22 protein-coding genes are annotated in these 19,762 nt (G+C 66.4%); 5 read left to right on the top strand and 17 right to left on the bottom strand.

Translation table 11 applies throughout. The features are described 5' to 3' along the window. Window positions 1-31: 31 nt before the first annotated feature. The gene (gene hslU / locus U9J41_RS10670; RefSeq protein WP_322402163.1) at window positions 32-1,366 is read left to right on the top strand and encodes an ATP-dependent protease ATPase subunit HslU; all 1,335 of its coding nucleotides are present in this window, start codon (window positions 32-34) and stop codon (window positions 1,364-1,366) included. A gap of 29 nt (window positions 1,367-1,395) precedes the next feature. After that, window positions 1,396-1,593: a hypothetical protein gene (locus U9J41_RS10665; RefSeq protein ID WP_322402162.1), complete on the top strand. Its 198-nt coding sequence runs from the start codon at window positions 1,396-1,398 to the stop codon at window positions 1,591-1,593. Between the two features lie 52 nt (window positions 1,594-1,645). Here U9J41_RS10665 and U9J41_RS10660 read toward each other — a convergent pair whose 3' ends face one another. After that, window positions 1,646-1,774, bottom strand: a complete 129-nt coding sequence (locus tag U9J41_RS10660; protein WP_322402161.1) for a hypothetical protein — start codon at window positions 1,772-1,774, stop codon at window positions 1,646-1,648. Between the two features lie 238 nt (window positions 1,775-2,012). On the opposite strand from U9J41_RS10660, the gene U9J41_RS10655 reads away from it, so the two are divergent. Then, window positions 2,013-2,744 carry a helix-turn-helix domain-containing protein gene (locus tag U9J41_RS10655; RefSeq protein ID WP_322402160.1) on the top strand — a complete coding sequence of 244 codons (732 nt, stop codon included), beginning with the start codon at window positions 2,013-2,015 and terminating at the stop codon, window positions 2,742-2,744. 13 nt (window positions 2,745-2,757) lie between these two features. Here the strand turns inward: U9J41_RS10655 and U9J41_RS10650 are convergent, their stop codons facing one another. From U9J41_RS10650 to gpmA, 16 genes are all read right to left on the bottom strand, one after another. Next, the gene (locus U9J41_RS10650) at window positions 2,758-3,498 is read right to left on the bottom strand and encodes a type II secretion system protein N (RefSeq protein ID WP_322402159.1); all 741 of its coding nucleotides are present in this window, start codon (window positions 3,496-3,498) and stop codon (window positions 2,758-2,760) included. A gap of 11 nt (window positions 3,499-3,509) precedes the next feature. Then, entirely contained in the window at window positions 3,510-4,730 is a 1,221-nt protein-coding gene (gspF, locus tag U9J41_RS10645) for a type II secretion system inner membrane protein GspF (protein ID WP_322402158.1), read from the bottom strand. A gap of 3 nt (window positions 4,731-4,733) precedes the next feature. Continuing rightward, entirely contained in the window at window positions 4,734-6,158 is a 1,425-nt protein-coding gene (gspE, locus tag U9J41_RS10640) for a type II secretion system ATPase GspE (protein ID WP_322402157.1), read from the bottom strand. 6 nt (window positions 6,159-6,164) lie between these two features. After that, entirely contained in the window at window positions 6,165-8,519 is a 2,355-nt protein-coding gene (gspD, locus tag U9J41_RS10635) for a type II secretion system secretin GspD (protein ID WP_425260302.1), read from the bottom strand. Next, window positions 8,519-9,292: a type II secretion system protein N gene (gene gspN, locus U9J41_RS10630; RefSeq protein ID WP_322402155.1), complete on the bottom strand. Its 774-nt coding sequence runs from the start codon at window positions 9,290-9,292 to the stop codon at window positions 8,519-8,521. The genes gspD and gspN overlap by 1 nt, the downstream gene beginning before the upstream one ends. Further along, window positions 9,289-9,807, bottom strand: a complete 519-nt coding sequence (gene gspM, locus U9J41_RS10625) for a type II secretion system protein GspM (protein ID WP_322402154.1) — start codon at window positions 9,805-9,807, stop codon at window positions 9,289-9,291. The genes gspN and gspM overlap by 4 nt, the downstream gene beginning before the upstream one ends. Continuing rightward, window positions 9,804-11,015 (bottom strand): type II secretion system protein GspL, encoded by a 1,212-nt coding sequence (gspL, locus tag U9J41_RS10620; RefSeq protein WP_322402153.1) that lies wholly within the window; start codon window positions 11,013-11,015, stop codon window positions 9,804-9,806. Before gspL ends, gspM begins: the two co-directional genes overlap by 4 nt. Window positions 11,016-11,092: 77 nt before the next feature. Continuing rightward, window positions 11,093-12,085: a type II secretion system minor pseudopilin GspK gene (gene gspK / locus U9J41_RS10615; RefSeq protein WP_322402152.1), complete on the bottom strand. Its 993-nt coding sequence runs from the start codon at window positions 12,083-12,085 to the stop codon at window positions 11,093-11,095. Continuing rightward, window positions 12,082-12,768: a PulJ/GspJ family protein gene (locus tag U9J41_RS10610; protein ID WP_425260300.1), complete on the bottom strand. Its 687-nt coding sequence runs from the start codon at window positions 12,766-12,768 to the stop codon at window positions 12,082-12,084. The genes gspK and U9J41_RS10610 overlap by 4 nt, the downstream gene beginning before the upstream one ends. After that, window positions 12,768-13,166: a type II secretion system minor pseudopilin GspI gene (gspI, locus tag U9J41_RS10605; protein WP_322402150.1), complete on the bottom strand. Its 399-nt coding sequence runs from the start codon at window positions 13,164-13,166 to the stop codon at window positions 12,768-12,770. The genes U9J41_RS10610 and gspI overlap by 1 nt, the downstream gene beginning before the upstream one ends. Before the next feature lie 8 nt (window positions 13,167-13,174). Beyond that, on the bottom strand, window positions 13,175-13,675 hold the full coding sequence (gene gspH / locus U9J41_RS10600; RefSeq protein WP_056442460.1) for a type II secretion system minor pseudopilin GspH: 501 nt from the start codon (window positions 13,673-13,675) through the stop codon (window positions 13,175-13,177). A gap of 13 nt (window positions 13,676-13,688) precedes the next feature. Next, a complete protein-coding gene (gspG, locus tag U9J41_RS10595) occupies window positions 13,689-14,144 on the bottom strand; it encodes a type II secretion system major pseudopilin GspG (RefSeq protein ID WP_322402149.1) in 456 nt (151 codons plus the stop codon). 165 nt (window positions 14,145-14,309) lie between these two features. Further along, a complete protein-coding gene (locus U9J41_RS10590) occupies window positions 14,310-15,071 on the bottom strand; it encodes a HesA/MoeB/ThiF family protein (RefSeq protein WP_322402148.1) in 762 nt (253 codons plus the stop codon). A gap of 31 nt (window positions 15,072-15,102) precedes the next feature. Next, on the bottom strand, window positions 15,103-16,620 hold the full coding sequence (locus tag U9J41_RS10585; protein WP_322402147.1) for a S41 family peptidase: 1,518 nt from the start codon (window positions 16,618-16,620) through the stop codon (window positions 15,103-15,105). Between the two features lie 28 nt (window positions 16,621-16,648). After that, a complete protein-coding gene (locus U9J41_RS10580; protein ID WP_425260298.1) occupies window positions 16,649-18,067 on the bottom strand; it encodes a murein hydrolase activator EnvC family protein in 1,419 nt (472 codons plus the stop codon). Between the two features lie 57 nt (window positions 18,068-18,124). Continuing rightward, window positions 18,125-18,871, bottom strand: a complete 747-nt coding sequence (gpmA, locus tag U9J41_RS10575) for a 2,3-diphosphoglycerate-dependent phosphoglycerate mutase (protein WP_322402146.1) — start codon at window positions 18,869-18,871, stop codon at window positions 18,125-18,127. A gap of 88 nt (window positions 18,872-18,959) precedes the next feature. Between gpmA and U9J41_RS10570 the strand changes: the two genes are divergently transcribed. Both U9J41_RS10570 and grxC read left to right on the top strand, forming a co-directional pair. Beyond that, the gene (locus U9J41_RS10570; RefSeq protein ID WP_322402145.1) at window positions 18,960-19,364 is read left to right on the top strand and encodes a rhodanese-like domain-containing protein; all 405 of its coding nucleotides are present in this window, start codon (window positions 18,960-18,962) and stop codon (window positions 19,362-19,364) included. Between the two features lie 17 nt (window positions 19,365-19,381). Next, window positions 19,382-19,651, top strand: a complete 270-nt coding sequence (gene grxC / locus U9J41_RS10565; protein WP_056442441.1) for a glutaredoxin 3 — start codon at window positions 19,382-19,384, stop codon at window positions 19,649-19,651. Window positions 19,652-19,762: the final 111 nt, after the last annotated feature.

Raw genomic sequence — 19,762 nt, 5'->3', positions numbered from 1 at the left:
CTCCCGCAAGCAAGCATTCATGAGCACACATATGAACATGACTCCGTCCGAAATCGTCTCGGAACTCGACAAGCACGTCGTCGGCCAGGCCAAGGCCAAGCGCGCGGTATCGATCGCGCTGCGCAATCGCTGGCGCCGCCAGCAGGTCGAGGAACCGCTGCGCCACGAGATCACCCCGAAAAACATCCTCATGATCGGCCCGACCGGCGTCGGCAAGACCGAGATCGCACGCCGCCTGGCCAAGCTGGCCGATGCGCCGTTCATCAAGGTCGAAGCGACCAAGTTCACCGAAGTCGGCTATGTCGGCCGCGACGTCGACACCATCATCCGCGACCTGATCGACATCGGCATCAAGCAGACCCGCGCCAGCGAAATGAAGAAGGTACGCCAGCGCGCCGAGGACGCGGCCGAAGACCGCATCATCGACATCCTCGTGCCGCCGGCGCGCGACTTCGGTTTCAACGTCAGCGGCGACAACAAGGAAGGCGGCGACGTCACGCGCCAGACCTTCCGCAAGCGCCTGCGCGAAGGCGCCCTGGACGACAAGGAAGTCGAGATCGACGTCACGGATGCCGCGCCGCAGATGGAAATCATGGCGCCGCCGGGCATGGAGGAAATGACGGAGCAGATCAAGTCGATGTTCGCCGGCGTCGGGGCGGGACGCAAGAAGCCCCGCAAGATGAAGGTGCAGGAGGCCATGAAACTGCTCGTCGACGAGGAAGCCGCCAAGCTCATCAACGAAGACGAGATGAAGCAGAAGGCGATCACCAACGTCGAGCAGAACGGCATCGTGTTCCTGGACGAGGTCGACAAGATCGCGTCGCGCTCGGAACACGGCGGCGCCGACGTCTCGCGCGCGGGCGTGCAGCGCGACCTGCTGCCGCTCGTCGAAGGCACGACGGTGAACACGAAGTACGGCATGATCAAGACGGACCACATCCTGTTCATCGCCTCGGGCGCGTTCCACCTGTCCAAGCCGTCGGACCTGATCCCCGAGCTGCAGGGCCGCTTCCCGATCCGCGTCGAACTGGAATCGCTGTCGATCGAGGATTTCAAGAGCATCCTGACCTCGACGGACGCCAGCCTGACCAAGCAGTACGAAGCCCTGCTGGCGACGGAAGGCGTCACGCTGGAATTCGCCGACGAAGGCATCCTGCGGCTGGCGGAGATCGCCTATTCCGTTAACGAGCGCACCGAGAACATCGGCGCGCGCCGCCTGTACACGGTGATGGAAAAGCTGCTGGAAGAGATCTCGTACTCGGCCACCGACAAGTCGGGCCAGGCGCTCGTCATCGATGCGGCCTATGTCAACGAACGGCTCGATGCGCTGGCGGTCAACGAAGACCTGTCGCGCTACGTGCTGTAAGGTCGGCACGGACCGGAAAGGAGGCGGCGATGGCAAACAAGGCATTGGCAACCCGGCAGAAGATGCGGCTGCGCATCGAGCCGACGCCGCCGATCAAACCCCGCAACCCGTTCGCCGGCTTCGCCAAGGCGCGCGCGGCCGGGTCGCACGACAAGCCCACGGCCAGCGAACGGCTGGCCGCCAAGCGTGCGCTCAAGAAGGCCAGGCTGGAGCCGGACGAGGATTGACCGGCTCCAGCGCCGGCGGTTCAGCGGTTCAGCGGTTCAGCGGTTCAGCGGTTCAGCGGTTCAGCGGTTCAGCGGCCGCTATTTTGCCGGCGCGATCAGCGGCTTGCCTTTTTCGACGAGATAGGTGGCGATGCCCGCCCAGCAGCGCCAGCGCAAAGACCGGCGTCGTTGTCATGCTCATTCCCGCCTCCCGCGTCACGCATCGGTGTCTGTCGATTAGACAGTGGCGTGGCGACGGCGCTGCATGGATTCCGGCATGTGTTGATGCGCATCAGGACGCTAAGCGGCCCCATCAAGCGGTCCCGCTCCGCGCGGGCGATGGTTGCCGCCTGGACTCGACATTTCTTGAACTGGCCTGCCTTCTTCTGTACATTCGTTAGCGCCGAGTTGACGAACAAAAGAGAGAAACGACAAACCCCATGAGCTCCCCCGACATGCTGCTGGACGTCCTGCGCGCCGAACTGCGCGCAGCCGGAATCACGTACAAGATGCTGGCCGACCGCATCGCGATGAGCGAATCGAGTATCAAGCGCATGTTCGGCCAGAAGGATATGACCCTGTCGCGCCTTGCCCAGATCTGCCAGGCGGCCGGCATTGCGATGGAGGATGTGCTGCGGCGCGCGGCCGATGCCAGGCCGCAGGCCGACACGCTGACCCTCGTCCAGGAAAACGCGCTGGTGGCCAATCCGCGCCTGCTGCTCGTCGCGATCTGTTGCCTGGGGCACTGGAGCCTGGAGCAAGTGGTCGAAACCTATCGTTTGACCGAACCCGAATGCATCGGCTTACTGGTGGAACTCGACCGGCTCGGCGTGATCGAACTCAAGCCGCTGAACCGCTACACGCTGCGGGTCTCGAACGCCTTCCGCTGGCTGCCGGACGGGCCGGTGCAGCGCTTCTTCCGCACGCACGTCGTCGAGGATTATTTCGCCGGCCGCTTCGACGGCGCCGGAGAAACCCTGATGTGCCTGCCGGCACGCCTGTCGCTGGCGAGCGCTGCCGAGCTGGCGGAAAAAATCCATCAGCTGGCCGGCGAGCTGGCGCGCATGCACCGCAACGACCGCCGCCTGTCGCCGCAGGAACGCGACGGTTTTACGTTACTGGTGGGATTTCGTTCGTGGGAATTTTCCGCGTTCACTGCACTCAGGCGTTGAACGCGGGCGCCGCTCACTGCGTGTTCGTCTGGCCGGCCGGATTGCCGGTCGCGCGGGTCTGCGGCGGCATCTGGACCGGGTTCGGCGGCGGATTGATCGGATTCGGATTCGCGGGCGGCGGATTGTCGTGCGCGCCGACGTCGCCCGGATTCGTCATCGACGGCTGAGCCTGATTCTGGGGCTGCACGGCGCCCGGCGCCATCGGCGGTTCGGGCACGGCCGGTTCAGGCACGGCCGCGCCGTTGCCCTGCGTCGGCTGCTCGGCCGGTGCGACCGTGATCTGCTGGGGCTGCGGGAAATTCGGCTGGGCATTCGCCTGCGGTGCGCCGGCCCCCGGCCCGCCCATCGACGCCGCGGGCTTCGTATCCGTGGCGAGGTCGACGCGCTTCATCACGCCGCCATCGGACAGCATCACGTAGCGCGGATGGACTTCCGCCAAGATGATGCCCGGCGCCACTTCCTTGCCCACCTTCAGCGCCTTCGGCGGCGAACCCTCGGCCACGATGATCGCCACGCTGCTGCGCCCGTCCGCCACGACACCCGTCAGCTGGTAATTGGTCGCGCTGGCCACGGCGACCTGGCCGCCGAACAGCGTGGCGGCCGCATCGATCGTCGGGTCCGGCAGCCCAGCCTGCGGCACCGCCGCGAGCGGGCGCTGGGGCGGCTGGTACAGCTGCAGGATCCAGTACGCGAGCGACGCCGCCAGCAGGATCATGCCCAACAGGCTCAGGAGTAAGGGCAAGCGCTTGTTCATCAGTTTCCTTGTCACTGCACCAACTGGTTGATTTCGATAATCGGCATCAGCACGGCCAGCACGATCAACAGCACGACGAGGCCCATGGCCAGGATCAGCACCGGTTCCAGCAAGCCGGCGATGGTCAGCGCGCGCCGCTCGAGGTCGGCCTGCTGCGAATTCGATGCCCGTTCGAGCATGGCCGGCAGCTCGCCCGTGATCTCGCCCGCGCGGATCATGTGCACCAGCATGGGCGGAAACAGCTTTTGCGCCGACAGCGCGCGCGCCAGGCCGACACCTTCGCGCACGCTGGCCGTCGCCTGCTCCACCAGTTCCTTCATCGCCACGTTCGACAACGTGTCGCGGCTCGTTTCGAGCGCGCGCAGGATGGGCACGCCCGATCCGGTCGTGATCGCCAGCGTACTGGCGAAACGGGTCGTGTTCAGGCTGCGCTCGAACTTGCCGTACACGGGCGCGTTCAGCAGCCACGTATGCCAGCGACGCTTGAGCACCGGGTTCTGCAGCGCGCGGCGCCACGCGAACCAGGCGGCGATGACGATCAATGCGACATAGATCCCGTAAGCGCGCGTAAAGTTCGACACGCCGAGCATGAGGATGGTCAGGAACGGCAGCTTCTGCTTGGTGTTGGCGAACACCGAGACGATCTGCGGCACGACATACGTCAGCAGGAAGATGACGATCGCGAACGCGACGACGGTGACGATGGCCGGATAGGTGAAGGCCAGGCGCACCCGCTGCACGAGGGCGTTGCGGCGTTCGATGTAGTCGGCCAGGCGCGACAGCACGCGCGACAACTGGCCGATCTGTTCGCCCGACGCGACGAGCGCGCGGTAGATCTCGGCGAAGTCGCGCGGATGGCGCGTCAGCGCGCTGGAGAACGATGCGCCGCCCATCACTTCCGAGCGGATCGACGCGATCAGGTCGCGCACGTAGGCACGCTCGGCCTGTTCCAGCAACGCCGTGAACGCCTGTTCGAGCGGCAGGCCGGCTTCCAGCAAGCTGGCGAGCTGGCGCGTAAACAGCGCGAGCTCGATCTGGGACAGGCGCTCGCCGAAGCCGCGCGCGCGCGCCGTCCCGCTCTCGTCGAGCTGAGACGCGATGGCCTCGACGGTGAGCGGCGTCAATCCCTGCAGGCGCAGGTCGGCGCGCGCGGCACGGGGGCTGTCGGCGTTCAGGACGCCCTTGCGGGTGACGCCGCCGGCGTCGACGGCTTCATAGCGAAATGCTGGCATCGATCAACCCGCCTTGGTCACGCGGACCAGTTCAGCTTCGGTCGTGATGCCTTCGTGCACCCAGCGCTCGCCGTCCTCGCGCATCGTCTTCATGCCGACTTTCAGCGCGGTGTCGCGGATCTCGGCCTCGGCGGCCTGGTTGTGGATCTGCGAACGGATGTGTTCGTTGGTCTCGAGCAGCTCGTACACGCCCACGCGGCCGTGGAAGCCCGTATGGCCGCAGCGATCGCAGCCGACCGCCACCCACTGCCCGCCTTCCTGGCGCTTGCAGTGGGAGCACAGCTTGCGCACCAGGCGCTGCGCCATTACACCCAGCAGCGACGACGACAGCAGGAACGGCTCGATGCCCATGTCCAGCAGGCGGGTCACGGCCGAGGCGGCGTCGTTCGTGTGCAGGGTCGCCAGCACCAGGTGGCCGGTCAGCGAGGCCTGCACGGCGATCTGGGCCGTTTCGAGGTCGCGGATCTCGCCGATCATGATGACGTCCGGGTCCTGGCGCAGGATCGCGCGCAAGGCTTTACCGAAGGTCATGTCGATGCGGGCATTGACCTGCGTCTGGCCGATGCCGGGCAGGTCGTATTCGATCGGGTCCTCCACCGTCATGATGTTGGTGGTCGTCGAGTTCAGGCGCGACAGCGACGCGTACAGGGTCGTCGTTTTACCGGAACCGGTCGGGCCCGTGACGAGCACGATGCCGTGCGGCTGGTTGATCAGCTTGTCGAACTGCGGCAGCATCTGCTCGCTCATGCCCAGGTGGCTCAGGTCGAGGCGGCCCGCTTCCTTGTCGAGCAGACGCAGCACGGCGCGCTCGCCGTGACCGGTGGGCAGGGTCGAGACGCGCACGTCGACGGGCTTGCCGCCGATGCGCAGCGTGATGCGGCCGTCCTGCGGCAGGCGCTTTTCGGCGATGTCGAGCTGCGACATGATCTTGATACGCGAGATCAGCGAGGCGTGGATGGCCTTGCGCGGCCGCACGATGTCGCGCAGCGCGCCGTCGATGCGGAAGCGCACGACGGACGTCTGCTCGAACGGTTCGATGTGGATGTCCGACGCGCCTTCGCGCAGCGCTTGCGTGAGCAGCGCGTTGATCATGCGGATGACCGGTGCGTCGTCGGACGATTCCAGCAGGTCCTCGATCGCGGGCACGTCCTGCAGCAGCTTGGTCAAGTCGAGGTCGGCGTCGAACTCGTCCGCGACCTGCGAGGCGTCGCCGCCGGCCGACTGGTACGCGGCGGCGATCGCCGATTCCAGTTCGGCGCGTTCCATCCGCCGCAACGTGACGCGCCCGAAGCGGCGCGAGATCTCGGCGATCGCCGCCGGCTTGGTCGCGTTCGAGACCAGCACTTCGACGGCTTGCGCCGGGTCGCCGTTGGAACGCGCCAGCACGCCGTAATCTCGTGCGAATGCGAAGGGCAGCAAGTTGTTCATCGTCTATCAGTTCGTTGGGGTCGGTGTCACCGGCCGATACTCGGGTTGCGCTGGCTGCACCGGACGGAATTCCGGTACGGCCGGCTGGACGCCCGGCTGGGCCGGAGCCTTGGGCTGGAGCGTGTCCGGTCCCGTGGCGGCGCCCGGACGCGCGGCGACGGGCGCCGGCGGCGGCATCGCGGCCATCGCGCCGCCCCTCGGCGGCTGGCCATTGGTCAGCTTGGGCAGCATCGGTGCGCCGAGGTTCTTCAGCAGCACGGTGTCATCGGCCGGTTGCAACATCTCGCCGGCGGCGTGCATGTATTCGTAGCGGTCCATCGAGATGCTGTCGTTCTGCTCCTTGCTGCGCACCACGACCGGGCGCAGGAACACCATCAGGTTGCGCTTGGCGCGGGTCCGCGTGCGGTACTTGAACAGGTTGCCGATGATCGGAATATCGCCCAGTCCACGCGTCTTTTCGTTGTTCTCGGATTCGTCGTCCGAGATCAGGCCGCCCAGCACGATGATCTGGCCATTGTCTGCCAGCACATTGCTTTCGATCGCGCGAACGGTGGTCACGATGCCCGACGCCGAGCTGACGGAATTGTCGATCCCCGAATTCTCATGGTAGATCGACAGCTTGATGGTACCGCCTTCGGAAATCTGCGGGCGCACCTTCAGCAGCAGGCCCACGTCCTTGCGGTCGACCGTCTGGAACGGATTGCTTGCCCCGCTCGCGCCCGTCGTGAAGGAACCGGTGATGATCGGTATGTTCTGCCCGACCTTGATCGTTGCCAGCTCGTTGTCCAGGGTGATCATGTTCGGTGTGGACAAGATGTTGGCGTGTCCCGTGCTTTCGAGGGCATGCGCGATCGCGCCCAGGCCCAGCTCGCCGTTCACCTGCTTGAAGAGGCCGATCGACAGGCCGGTCGGCGTCGGGATCGAACTGCCGGTCGTGCTGCCGGACGAGCCGCTGATGCCCGTCGCCGCGGCCAGCGCCAGGTTGACGATGTTGTTGCTGCTGCCGCCGAGGCTGAACGACTGCAGGCCGCCCACGCGGTAGCTGCTGTTGTTGTTGCCGGTCAGGCCTACCCACTGCACGCCGAACTCGGACGCATCGGTCGACGTGACCTCGACCACCAGCGCCTCGATGTAGACCTGGGCGCGGCGCACGTCGAGCTGGTCGATGACGGCGCGCAGGTTGCGGTACACGGCGTCCGACGCTGTGATGATGAGGCTGTTGGTCGACGCATCGGCCTGGATGAAGCCGGAACCCTGGCCGCCGCCGGCACCGCCGGCCGTCGCCTGGCCCTGCTGGGCGAAGCTGCCGCCCGTGCCGCCCATACCGGTGCTGCTTTGCTGCCCTTGCTGGCCGCCGAGCGCACCGGCGCCGGTGCCCGTGCCGCCCGTGGTGCTGGACTGGATCGAGCCGCCCGACGTGCCCTGCTGCTGCACCGGCACGGCCGACGCATCCTGCGACACGACGGCGCGCAGCGTCTGCGCGACCTTGCTGGCATCGGCGTTCTTGAGGTAGACCACGTGGATGTTGCCGAGTTCGGCCGTCGGCTGGTCGAGCTTGGCGATCAGGTTCTTGGCCATGTTCGCGCGGGCCGGGGACGGCGCGCGCACGATGACGGAATTGGTGCGCGGATCGGCCAGTACGGTGACGCGGCCCGCATCGCCGCCGGCGGCCGGCTCCATCAGGCGCGTGACGAGCGTGGCGACGTCGCTGGCGATGCCGTTGCGGATCGGGATCACGTCGAGGTCGCCGGTGGCCGGGCCATCGAGCGCGGCGATGATCTTCGACAGGCGGCGCAGGTTGTCGGCGTAATCCGTGATCACGAGGCTGTTGTTGCCCGGATCGGCCATGATCGAGTTGTTCGGCGAGATCAGCGGGCGCAGCACGGCCGTCAGGTTCGCGGCCGATTCGTGCTGCAGGCGGTAGACCTGCGTGGCGATCTGGTCGCCCTTGGCCTTCGAGCCGCCGATGCCGACCTGCGTGGGCGACGATTGCAGCTTCGCTTCCGCTTCCGGCACCACCTTGGCATAGCCGTCGCCGGTGACGACCGCATAGCCCTGCAGGCGCAGCGCCGAGGTCAGCAGGCCAAAGGCCTGGGCCTTGGTCAATGTTTTTTCCGACACCAGGGTCAACGTGCCCTTGACGCGGGGGTCGATGATGAAGGTCGTTCCCGTGTAATGGCCGACCGCCTTGATGACGGATTCCATGTCGGCGTTGACGAAGTTGAGCGCGGCGCCGCCGCCGTCCTGGGCGAAAGCGGGCACGACAGTGACGCTTGTTCCGACGAGGCAGCACACCATGGCGGCGGCCACGATGCGGCGCAGGGCTGGAGGTTGCTTGGTGCTACGGAGGTTTGTTTTCATCATCTGAACTCTAACGCGATTATGTTCTTGCCGTTCACCATACGCCGTTGACCCAGCAGGTTGAGCAGGTTGCCCAGCGTGTCTTCGTATTTGTCGGCCGCCGCTGCCTGTCCCGAGAAGTGCAGGCGACCATTTTCTAATGCTCCACTACCAGACAGCAAAAGTGCCCCGCTCACGGTACGCAGTATCACGTCGGCCCGCTGGCCGTGCCAGTCCATGGCCATCTCGTAGGTGCCGAGCGGTTTGATCGGACTCATGCGCGATCCCATGTCGGTCATCGCGAGCACCGTGCGTCCGCTCACCGCGACCGTATTGCCCTGGCGCGCAATGTCCAGCAGGTTCCACGACAGCCTGATCGTGCCCGACAGCGCGAGCGTGTTCAGGGGCGCGCCCAGGCCGGCCAATCCCGCGGCCGGCAACAGCAGCTGGCCCGCGCTGACCTGCCATTGCGACCAGCTGCCGCTGACGTGCACCGGCTGCGCCAGCGCCTGGCCGTTGGCCAGGTCCATGCTGACATCCCCGAACAGCACGAGCGGCGACAGGCGCCACGTAAAGCGTCCGGGCAGCAGCGGCGTGACGGATCCGCCCTCGCCCGGCGCGCCGCCCACAAAGGCTGAGCCGCGCCAAAGCGTACCCTGCGCATCCCCCAGAGTCAAACGGCCGCCGGTCTGGCGTTCGACCATCGGACCGAGCCAGGCCGCCGGCAGGAACGCCAGCACGGTGACGAGCACCGTCAACACCGTCAGCGCGATCCAGACGAGCGCGCGCCTCATTGACCGCTGCCGGTGTTCTGGCGCAGCGTCAGGCTGGCGTCGACCTGGCCGGCGGCGGGCAATGCGGTAACGGTGGCGTCCTGCACCAGCAAGCGGTTGGCACGGCGCTGCTCGTCCAGCCAGGTGACCAGGTTGGCGAACGCCACGTTGTTCAGCTGCAGCTTGATGTATTCGCCGTTCATCGACAGCGATTGCGGCGTCAGGCCGCGGCCCGACAGGCCGCTGTTGACGGCTTCGCGCGTGAGCGGCACGACGTGCGTTTCGGGCGCCTGCGCGAGTGCGGTCGCTTCCTGGGCCATGGCCTGCAGTTCGGCGGCCTGCTGGCGCAGTTGCGGCAGCGCGCGGCGCAGCTGGGCGCGGCCTTCGATGGCCGGATCGACCAGCAGCAGATACAGCAGCGCGGCCAGCACGACGGCGCCGCCGACCGCCAGGAAACGGCGTTCCTGCTCGGTGCGCGCGAGCCAGAGCGCCGTGGCGCGCTCGCGGTACTGGGCGATGGTGGTGGCGATGCTCATGGTTTGGCTCCCGTGCTGCGGATGACCCAGTTGCCCGGCGTGCCTTCTTCCAGCGTGAGCCGGCGCGTGGCCAGGGCCGTGCGCAACTGCCCGGTCAAACCGGGGTCGACCGTTTCCGGTTTGACTTTGACGATCAACGCGCGTTCGCGGTACTCCATTGATGTAATTCCAACCGGGCGGCCGAGCGAGCGCGTCGCTTCGCCCAGCGCCGACGCCAGGTAAGTGAATTCGTCGGGCGCGACGTCGCCCGTGTTGGCGCGCGCCCGCGCGACGTTCTGGCGCATCTGCAGCACCGGATCGAGGATCGTCGTCTCGCGCGGATAGGCGTTGCGGAAGGTCAGCGTCATCGACTGGCGGATCGTGTTGGCTTCGCGGCGCAGGCGCAGCCAGTCGACGTTCAGGCCGATCAGGTTGACGGCAATGGCCAGCGCCGCCAGGGCGATCGGCCAGCGCCAGCGGCGCCAGTCGCGTGTCGGGCTGCCTGCCGCACCGAGGCCGCTCACGAGGTCCAGCGCGGTGGTCTTGGAGCCGGCGATCCAGTGCGTCCAGTCGTCGGTTTCCAGCGTGATGCCGGGACCGGCGTCCTGCGCCAAGGCCTGGTATTCGCCGAGCTGGGCGAGCGGCACGTACAGCACGAGCGGGGCGTCGCCGCTGAAGGCGCGCGCCGTCTGCAGCACGACGGCCGGGGTGGCGTCGAGCGCGAGGCCGAAGCCGTGGAACAGGCTCTGGCGCAATGTGAGTTCGACACCGGAAATCGCGGCCGCGACACTGCCCGGCTGCAAAGGCAGGCACAGTTGCGCGGGCACGGCGGTGACTGAACGCGCGCCCTGGGCCAGCAGGCTCTTGACGATGGCTTCCAGCCAGTCGCGCTCGACGACGGCGATCGAGCGCGTGCCGTCGGGCTGCTCGGGCGCGGCCACGAGCACGGCATCGAGCGGATCGCCCAGGATGTGTTCCTCGACGAGGCCAGGCAGCGCGGCTTTCAGGCGCGCGCCGGACAGCGGCGGCGCCTGCACCGACAGCAGGCTGACGTCGGCGGCGGCCAGCAGCAGCACGATGCGGCGGCTCGTGCCGACCAGGTCGCCCAGGTTGCGCAACGCTCCTTCGCCGTGCTGGTCGATCGCGCCGCCATCGGTGATGAGGGCGAAGCGGCACAACGCATGTTCACCTTCGGCACGCGCGGGATGCCGGATATAAAGTGTGCTCAAACTGTCTCGCTTTCTCGATCTCTTGTTGGTCTTTTTAACATGCCCTGCGCTGTCCCTCGAGACTTCCTTAACCTTTTTTAATACTGGCGAATCCACACCACCTTCGGCCCGCCACCCGCCACCAGCGCCGGCGACCGGTGGATCAGCGCCTGCGCGTCCAGTGCGGCCCGGTCCAGGCGGATGCGCGTGTCGACCAGGAACCAGTCGCTTTTCACGGCATACGAACCTTCCGTCAGCGGGCGGCTTTCGCTATTGACCTGCGACGCAAAATACGTCGTCTCACGCCACGCCGCCTGCTTGCGCCGCACGATCAGCGTGTTCGCCTCCGACACCGACATGTTCGGCACGAGGGCCGCCAGCACTTCCGCGGGCGCCGTGTTCACGTTGACCGGCGTGGTCTCCGGCAGCACGGTCACGAACGGCCGCAGGCGTTCGACGACCGCGAGGGTCACGCCCTTTACGGTCAGCAAATCCTCCACCTCCAGGATCTTCACCGGCGCCCCGATCACCGGGGTGGCCTGCACCTGCTTCGCCGGATCGTCATTGTCCTCGCCGGCCGTGACCGGCAACCCGGCCGCCACGAACGTCGCGATGCGCCGCGCCAATCCCGTATCCAGCTGCAGATTGCGCAGCAGGCGCTCGAAAATGTCGATCTGCGAATCGCTCAGCTGCCCCTTGCCCAATCCGAGGTTGCGCAAATTGTAACGCGAGCATGCGTCGGTAATGCTACCGGACAGGCTAGCATCGAAAGTTTCTCCTTCGACCCGCTCGCGCTCGACGTACTGGTCGAGGCGGGTGTCCGCCAGCGGCGTCGCCCACACCTGGTCGAGCGACGTGTACTGGCGGTGGTCGACGCCGTCCTGGAACAGGACGAGCGTCGCCCAGTCGAGTGCGCCGCGCAGGATCCACTTGGTCTGCAGGTGCAATCTCTGGTTTTCCATCGAGCGCACCTGCACCTGCTGCTGCCAGAACAGGCTGGCGACGATGGAAATGGCCAGCGTGGTCAGGAGCAGCGCGGTGATCACGGCCACGCCGCGTTCGCGCCCGGGACGTTGCCGCCGCAATCTCATGGCTCCCCCAGCAGGAAGGATTTGACCAGCGGCGCCTGCAGGCCCTGGGCCAGCAAGGCCACCTGCATGCCGGTCGGTTCGTTGGTCGGCTGCTGCGGCGCCACCTGGCCGGGCTGTTGCGGCGGCGCGGCCGGGGCCTGCGCCGTGCCCGCCGCATTCGCGCCGGGATCGACGCCGCCCTGGCGCCACGAATTATTCAGCCAGGTCGCGACCTGCATCCCCGTCACGCCGGCCTGCAAGGCCACGGCCGCGTTGCTGTCGGTATCGCTGGTGACGGCCTGCCACAGGGCGTCGAGCTGGATCAGGTCGCGCGTCGGCGGCGATTCGCGCCGGATCAGCGTGCCGTTGACGATGCGGTAGGCCACCACCTGCAGGCGCGACGGCTGGTTTTCCGTGAACACTTCGCGCACGAGCGTAAAACGGTCGGCGCCGATGAGGAGATAGGGCCGCTGGTCGACGACGTCGCGCTGGGCGATGTGCTCGCAGTCGCTCTGCATCTGCGCGAACGCCAATTGCATGCCGCGCGTCGTTTCCATCTGCTGGGTGAGGGCCACGCGCGCACGCACGATGCTGTCCAGGCCGCGCCAGCCGAGCACGGCCACGATGGCCAGGATGCTGATCGCCACCAGCAGCTCCACGAGGGTGAAGCCGCGCGCACGGTTGACACGTCGCGTCAAGGTCATCATCGCCACGGTTTCAATACGAGTTGCACCAGCTTGACGATACGCCGGTTGGGGTTTTCGATGTCGAACACGGAGACCTCGACCCGGCGCAGGCGCGGGTTCGGGCTGGCGATGACTTCTTCCTGGCACACGAGGTGCAGGTCGCCCTGCGGGCAATCGAAGCCGTGCTTGCCGATGTCCGGGAATTCCTTGCCGAGGCGGATCTGCACGAGGCGGTTCTCGGCCGACCACGTCGCCATCATCGAGGCGCGCAGGCCGCTGCTGTTCGCGGTCAGGCTGCCGACGGCGCGCAGGCCCGCGCCCAGCGCCGTGCCGACGATGACGAGGGCCACGAGCACTTCCAGCAGCGTGAAGCCGCGTTGCCGGTCCGGGAATCGCATGCGCATCCTGTCGCTCATCGGCTGGCTCATTCCACGGTGAAGTGTCCGACCCCGTCGGCGCGGATGGCGACGCGGTCGTTGCCGCTGGCGAGGGTAAGCACGAACGGCTTGTCGACCGGTTCGTTGCCGAACGTGATGCGCAGCGGATTGAGGGTCCCGGCACTGGTGGGATCCAGCAGCAGGGTCAGCGGGGCATTCTTGAAGTCGCGCTCGCGCAGCAGGTCGTCTTTCACGATCGGTTCCCAGCGCGTTTCGGTGCGCACGAGGAAGTGGTAGCGCTCGGGCGTGGCCTCGAAGGCGACGAGGCGGTTGCGCACGATGGCCTCGTCGCGCGCCAGCTGGAGCAACAGTGCGAGGCGCTGCGCCTCCTTCTGCAGGTCCTGGTGCGGACTCGGAATGGCGTTGAGGCTGGCCAGCCCGAGCGTGATGCCGATGATGACCATCACGACCATGATCTCCACCAGGGTGAAGCCGCGGTGGTCCGGCAATCCGGGCCGGCGCGGCAGGCTGCGCGCGCGCTTGGTCATCGACGTATCGGGATTATTTGTTGTCCCACGAGCCGATGTCGGCATCCTCGCCGGTGCCGCCCGGCTGGCCGTCCGCGCCCAGCGAGAATATGTCGACCTCGCCATGCAGGCCAGGCGACAGGTACTGGTAAGGCGTACCCCACGGATCCTTGGGCAGCTTGTCGAGGTAGCCGCCTTCCTTCCAGCCGTTGGCGGCCGGGCCGCTGGTCGGCTTCTGGACGAGCGCCTGCAGGCCCTGCTCGGTGGTCGGATAGCGCTGGTTGTCGAGCTTGTACAGCTTGAGCGCCGACATCAGCGTGGCGATGTCGACCCGGGCCGCGGCCACGCGCGATTCGCCGGTGCGCCCCAGCAGCTTGGGCACGACGAGCGCACCCAGGATGCCGATGATGACCACGACGACCATGATTTCGACGAGGGTGAAACCACCCTGGCGGCGCTGCCGTGCGAAACGATGCTTTAAGTTCTGCATAGATGTGAAGGTTGTGGTCGAAAAAGCAGTATAAGGCCGAACAAGGCCGAATGCCGTCAAAACAATCTTGGAAAATTTTCCAACTCGTTCGGAAAATTGTCCAATTGTAAGATACCCGACACGGAATGGACACCTTCGACGCGTGCACGACCGGGCGGGGGCGGTCTATTCTACGCCAGGGCGTCCCGCGCATACGGGGCAGCACGGGTTGCGCGCCACGCCGATCTCGGTCCATTCCATGGCGCGCGCGTCCAGCATCTGCAACCGGCCCGCCAGCGAACGGCCGCTCCCGGCCAGCACCTTGAGCGCTTCGGCCGCCTGCATGGCGCCGATGATGCCCACCAGCGGCGCGAACACGCCCATGGTGCTGCACGCGATTTCCTCGAACTTGCCGTCCTCCGGGAACAGGCAGGCATAGCAGGGCGACGCCGGGTCGCGCACGTCGTACACCGAGATCTGCCCGTCGAAACGGATCGCCGCGCCCGCGACGAGCGGGACGCCGGCGGCAACGCAGGCACGGTTGACGGCATGGCGGGTGGCGAAGTTGTCGCTGCAGTCGAGTACGACATCGGCAGCGCGCACGAGTTCCCCTAAACGCGCGGCATCGGCGCGCTCGCGCAAGGCGACGACCTCGACGTCGGGATTGATCTGATGCAGGGCTTCACGGCCGGACTCGACCTTGGGCTGGCCCACGCGCGCCGTCGTGTGCATCACCTGGCGCTGCAGGTTCGTCAGGTCGACGGTGTCGTCGTCGACGAGGGTCAGGCGCCCGACGCCGCTCGCGGCAAGGTATAGCGCGGCCGGCGAACCGAGGCCGCCGGCGCCGATCACGAGCGCGCGCGCGCGCAGCAGGCGGTCCTGGCCTTCGATGCCGATCTCGTCGAGCAGGATATGGCGCGAATAGCGCAGCAGCTGCTGGTCGTTCATCGCCAGCCTCTTTCCATCGTCGCGGCGCGCATCATTTCTTCGGCACGGGCGTCTTGAGCTCCAGGGCCGGCGGCTTCGCGCCGTCCTTGATGTCGGCCGGCTTCGGTTCCTGCCCCGGCAGCCTGGCCGGCGCCGGCTTGTCCTCGTCCGGATCGGCCTTGGCCAGTTCCACCTTCAGGCCCTTGAAGTGATTGAGGGCCTGCGCCAGCTGGAAATCGTCCTTGGCGCCGAATTCGAGCGGCTTGGCGTTCTTCATCGCGGCCACGGTGAACTGCTCTTCCTCGAGCTCGTCGCGGCGCGACTTGGCGCTGGCGCTCTTGCTGCCGGCCGCCTCGTTGGTCAGGTGGTGATCCAGGTCGGCCTCGCGCACGCGCACGGCGTTCAGGCCGTCGCCGTCCGGCGTCTCGTCGACCTTGAGGTCGGGCACGATGCCCAGCGCCTGGATCGAGCGGCCCTTGGGCGTGTAGTAGCGCGCCGTCGTCAGCTTGACGGCCGTGTCGGGTGTCAGCTGGCGCAAGGTCTGCACGGACCCCTTGCCGAAAGTCTGGCTGCCCATCACGATGGCGCGCTTGTAATCCTGCAGGGCGCCGGCGACGATTTCCGAGGCCGACGCCGAGCCCGTGTTGACCAGCACCACCATCGGCACGGTTTTCAGTGCGGCCGGCAGCTTGGCGAGCGGATCGGCGCCCGGCTTGACGGCATAGAATTCGCGCCGCCCGTAAAACGTGGCGTTCGAATCGGACAGCTGGCCCTTCGTCGAGACGATCACGTCGTTCGCCGGCAGGAACGCGGCCGAGACGCCGATCGCACTCGGCAGCAGGCCGCCCGGATCGTTGCGCAGATCGAGCACGAGTCCCTTGATGTTCGGGTTGCGCGCGTATAAATCCTTCAGCTTGTCGGCGACCTCGTCGAGGGTCTCTTCCTGGAACTGGTTGATGCGCAGCCAGGCATAGCCCGGCTCGATCATCTTCGCCTTGACGCTGGCCACGTGGATTTCCTCGCGCACGATGGGCACGACCCAGGGCGCGTCGGCGCCGCGGCGGGCGATGGTCAGCATCACCTTGCTGTGCGGCTCGCCGCGCATGCGCTTGATGGCGTCGTCCAGCGACAGGCCTTTCACCGGCACGTTGTCGATGCGGGTGATCAGGTCGCCGGCCTTGATGCCGGCGCGGTAGGCGGGCGAATCGTCGATGGGCGATACGATCTTGACGTAGCCGTCCTCCATCGCGATCTCGATGCCGAGGCCGACGAAGCGGCCCTGCACCTCTTCGCGCATCTCGGCGAAGTCCTTCTGGTCGAGGTAGACGGAGTGCGGATCGAGCGAGTTCACCATGCCGGCGATGGCGTCGGACAGCAGCTTCTTGTCGTCGACCTTCTCGACATAATCGCTCTTGATCAGGGCATACACGTCGGCCAGCTGGCGCAGCTGGTCCAGGGGCAGCGGGGCGTCGCCGCCCTTTTGCGCCAGCGCCGAGTACTGGACCGAGGCGGCCACCCCGGCCACCATGCCGAGGCCGATCAGACCGAGGTTCTTGAGTTTCTTGCCCATGCTTGTTCCTGGATTATGCTTCCGGAAATTAGAACCTGACCCAGCTCGACGGATCGAACGCTTTTCCGAGATGCCTGAGCTCAAAGTATAGCCCCGATTCCTCGTTGCCGCCGGTATTGCCCGCACTGGCGATGACGTCGCCCGGCTTGACCGCGTCGCCGGCCTGTTTCATCAGCGTCTGGTTGTTTCCATAGATCGACAGGTACTCGCCGCCATGGTTGATGATGATCAAATTACCGTAGCCGCGCATCCAGTTGGCGAACACGACACGCCCGGCCGCGATGGCGCGCACGTCGGTGCCTTCCGGCGCCTTGATGAACATGCCGCGCCACGTCGGCCCGTCGCCGCGCTTGGCGCCGAAGCGGGCGGCGATCTTGCCGGAGATCGGGGCCGGCAGGCGGCCGCGCAGGCTCTCGAACGCGCCGCTCGGCAAGTCGGCGGCGAGCGCGGTGTCGGCGCTGCGCTGCGGCGCTTCCTGTTTCGGCGGCTCCTCGGCCACCCGCGTCTCGTCGGGTTCCGGTTTCGGTGGCGGCAACGGCTTGACGGGCCTGCCGGTCTTGGCCGCTTCCCTGGCCGCTTCACGCGCCAGGCGTTCGCGCTCTTCACGCTGCGCCCTGGCCCGCGCCAGCGCGCGTGCCTTCGCTTCGGCGGCCGCTTTCGCGCGCGCGGCGGCGAGCGCCTGCTGGCGCTTGCGCTCGGCCGCGGCCGCGATTTCCTGTTCACGGATCAGGCGCGTCAGGCGATCGACGAGGCCGCTCATGCGCTGCTCGTCCTGCGCGAGGCGGCTCGCCTGCTTGCGCTGGTCCGTCAGCTTGCTCGACAAATTCGCCAGCAGGGTGGCGCGCTTGCCCTTTTCTTTTTCGAGCAGCGCCTTCTGCGCCTTCTGCTCTTGTGCAATTTCTTCCAGCTCGTCCTGGGCGTTCTGCGCCTGGGCGTGATTCGCCTCGACGGCCGCCAGGTTGGCACGCAGGGAATTCAATAATCTGGCTTGCGCCTGCGACACATAGGCCATCATCTGCAGGTCGCGGTTGATACGGTTCGGGTTATCGCCCGACAGCAGCAGCTTGATGCGGTCCTCGTTGCCGGCGACATAGTGCTCACGCAACAGCTTAGCCAGTTGGCGCTTCTGGGCCGCGATGGTATTGCCGAGACGCTCCTCTTCCGTCGCGAGATCCTTGAGCTTGGCATTGGTGGCCGCCTGCTCGTCGGCCAGTTCGTGCAGCGAGCGGTTGGCGTCGGAAATCGCTCCTTCCGACTCGGCCAGCTCGTCGGCCGCGTCTTCCTTTGCGCTCTCGGTGCGGGTGATGTCCTTCTTGAGGGCACTGAGCTTTTGCTGGATACCGGCGCGCGCCGCCTCGGCGGCGGCTTTCTGCTTGCTGCGCTCGGTCTGGCGCGGCGCCGCCTGCGCGCTGCCAAAGGCGAACGCGCATGCGAGCAGGCCACACAACAGCTTGCCGCGGACGGACAGGCCCGCGGACGTCGACTTCACGAAGGAAAGCAAGACTTACTTCGCCTTCCCTTGGTTGGCCACGGCGGCCATGGCGGCCGCGATCGCGTCCTGGTCGCCCAGGTAGTAATGGCGGATCGGCTTCAGGTCCGCGTCCAGCTCATACACGAGCGGGGTGCCGTTCGGGATGTTCAGGCCGACGATGTCGCTGTCGCTGATGTTGTCCAGCATCTTGATCACGGCGCGCAGGCTGTTGCCGTGGGCCGAGATCAGGATCTGCTTGCCGGCGCGGATGGCCGGGGCGATTTCCTCGTCCCAGGCCGGCATCACGCGGGCGACCGTGTCTTTCAGGCATTCGGTCAGCGGGATCTGCGCCTTGTCCAGGCCGGCGTAGCGCGGGTCGTTGAACGACGTGCGCGGATCATTGGCTTCCAGCGCGGGCGGCGGCGTGTCGTAGCTGCGGCGCCACACCAGCACCTGCTCGTCGCCGAACTTGGCGGCGGTCTCGCCCTTGTCCAGGCCCTGCAGGGCGCCGTAGTGGCGCTCGTTCAGGCGCCAGTCGTTCTTGACCGGCAGCCACATCATGTCCATCTCGTCCATCGCCAGCCACAGCGTGCGGATCGCACGTTTCAGGACCGAGGTATAGGCCAGGTCGAAGGTGAAGCCGGCTTCCTTCAGCAGGCGGCCGGCGGTCTTGGCTTCGTTGACGCCTTTTTCGGTCAGGTCGACATCGGTCCAGCCGGTGAAACGGTTCTCGAGGTTCCAGGTGGACTCGCCGTGGCGCATGAATACGATTTTGTACATAGGTGCTTTATAGAAAAAAGTGAGCAGGAAATACCGATCCGACTTCTATTTTATAATGCGATGATTCAGTTCAACCAACGGAACCTTCGTGAAATTCATCATCGACCATTTCATCACTGTTGCGATCGCCGTCCTGTCGGGTGGCGCGCTGCTGTGGTTATCGCTGGCGCCCCGCGGCCGCCAGGCCTCGCCGCTGCAGGCCACCCAGATGATCAACCGCGGCAAATCCACCGCCGTGATCGATGTGCGCAGCGCCGACGAGTTTGCCGCAGGGCACCTGCGCGACGCCAAACACATTCCGCTGTCAGACTTGGGCAATCGTACCGGCGAGCTGGACAAATCGAAAGTCAAGACCATCATTGTCGTCGATCAAGACGGCAAACACGCCAATAAAGCGGCGCGCCTGTTGAAAGCGGCAGGGTTCGAAGATATCTATGGTCTGGAAGGCGGCACTGCGGCCTGGACGGCTGCCGGCCTGCCCCTGATCAAATAATTGGAAAGGATACTGCCATGACAGCCCATGTCGTTCTCTATCACACTGCCAGCTGCCCCTACTGCGTACGCGCCGAGCGCCTGCTGGAAGCCAAGGGCGTGACCGACATCGAACGCATTCGCGTCGACCTTGATCCGGAACAACGTGCGATCATGATGCAGCGCACCGGCCGTCGCACCGTGCCCCAGATTTACGTGGGCAATACCCATGTGGGCGGCTTCGACGATCTGTACGCCCTCGACCAGGCGGGCCGGCTGGACCCACTGCTCAACGGCGCTGCCGCCTGAGAATGCGCAGGGGCGCCAGCCCCGCTTCTATTGAAACCGAATTGGTTTTGATACAATTGCCGGCGCCTTGACAAGTCAAAGCACCTCGAATGGCAGGATGATGCCGTTCTT

The organism is Massilia luteola (assembly GCF_034420155.1).
Lineage (GTDB): Bacteria > Pseudomonadota > Gammaproteobacteria > Burkholderiales > Burkholderiaceae_D > Telluria > Telluria luteola.
This window is presented reverse-complemented; position numbering and strand designations above follow the sequence as displayed.

Excerpts from the sequence above, each read along its gene's own strand:
- gspD (WP_425260302.1), bottom strand. The coding sequence starts at position 8,519 with ATGAAAACAAACCTCCGTAGCACCAAGCAACCTCCAGCCCTGCGCCGC.
- gspE (WP_322402157.1), bottom strand. The coding sequence starts at position 6,158 with ATGAACAACTTGCTGCCCTTCGCATTCGCACGAGATTACGGCGTGCTG.
- U9J41_RS10585 (WP_322402147.1), bottom strand. The coding sequence starts at position 16,620 with ATGGGCAAGAAACTCAAGAACCTCGGTCTGATCGGCCTCGGCATGGTG.
- U9J41_RS10650 (WP_322402159.1), bottom strand. The coding sequence starts at position 3,498 with ATGAACAAGCGCTTGCCCTTACTCCTGAGCCTGTTGGGCATGATCCTG.
- gpmA (WP_322402146.1), bottom strand. The coding sequence starts at position 18,871 with ATGTACAAAATCGTATTCATGCGCCACGGCGAGTCCACCTGGAACCTC.
- gspI (WP_322402150.1), bottom strand. The coding sequence starts at position 13,166 with ATGAGCGACAGGATGCGCATGCGATTCCCGGACCGGCAACGCGGCTTC.
- gspN (WP_322402155.1), bottom strand. The coding sequence starts at position 9,292 with ATGAGGCGCGCGCTCGTCTGGATCGCGCTGACGGTGTTGACGGTGCTC.
- gspM (WP_322402154.1), bottom strand. The coding sequence starts at position 9,807 with ATGAGCATCGCCACCACCATCGCCCAGTACCGCGAGCGCGCCACGGCG.
- U9J41_RS10660 (WP_322402161.1), bottom strand. The coding sequence starts at position 1,774 with ATGAGCATGACAACGACGCCGGTCTTTGCGCTGGCGCTGCTGGGCGGG.
- U9J41_RS10655 (WP_322402160.1), top strand. The coding sequence starts at position 2,013 with ATGAGCTCCCCCGACATGCTGCTGGACGTCCTGCGCGCCGAACTGCGC.
- hslU (WP_322402163.1), top strand. The coding sequence starts at position 32 with ATGAACATGACTCCGTCCGAAATCGTCTCGGAACTCGACAAGCACGTC.
- gspG (WP_322402149.1), bottom strand. The coding sequence starts at position 14,144 with ATGCAGAACTTAAAGCATCGTTTCGCACGGCAGCGCCGCCAGGGTGGT.
- U9J41_RS10610 (WP_425260300.1), bottom strand. The coding sequence starts at position 12,768 with ATGACCTTGACGCGACGTGTCAACCGTGCGCGCGGCTTCACCCTCGTG.
- U9J41_RS10590 (WP_322402148.1), bottom strand. The coding sequence starts at position 15,071 with ATGAACGACCAGCAGCTGCTGCGCTATTCGCGCCATATCCTGCTCGAC.
- grxC (WP_056442441.1), top strand. The coding sequence starts at position 19,382 with ATGACAGCCCATGTCGTTCTCTATCACACTGCCAGCTGCCCCTACTGC.
- U9J41_RS10665 (WP_322402162.1), top strand. The coding sequence starts at position 1,396 with ATGGCAAACAAGGCATTGGCAACCCGGCAGAAGATGCGGCTGCGCATC.
- gspF (WP_322402158.1), bottom strand. The coding sequence starts at position 4,730 with ATGCCAGCATTTCGCTATGAAGCCGTCGACGCCGGCGGCGTCACCCGC.
- gspK (WP_322402152.1), bottom strand. The coding sequence starts at position 12,085 with ATGAGATTGCGGCGGCAACGTCCCGGGCGCGAACGCGGCGTGGCCGTG.
- gspH (WP_056442460.1), bottom strand. The coding sequence starts at position 13,675 with ATGACCAAGCGCGCGCGCAGCCTGCCGCGCCGGCCCGGATTGCCGGAC.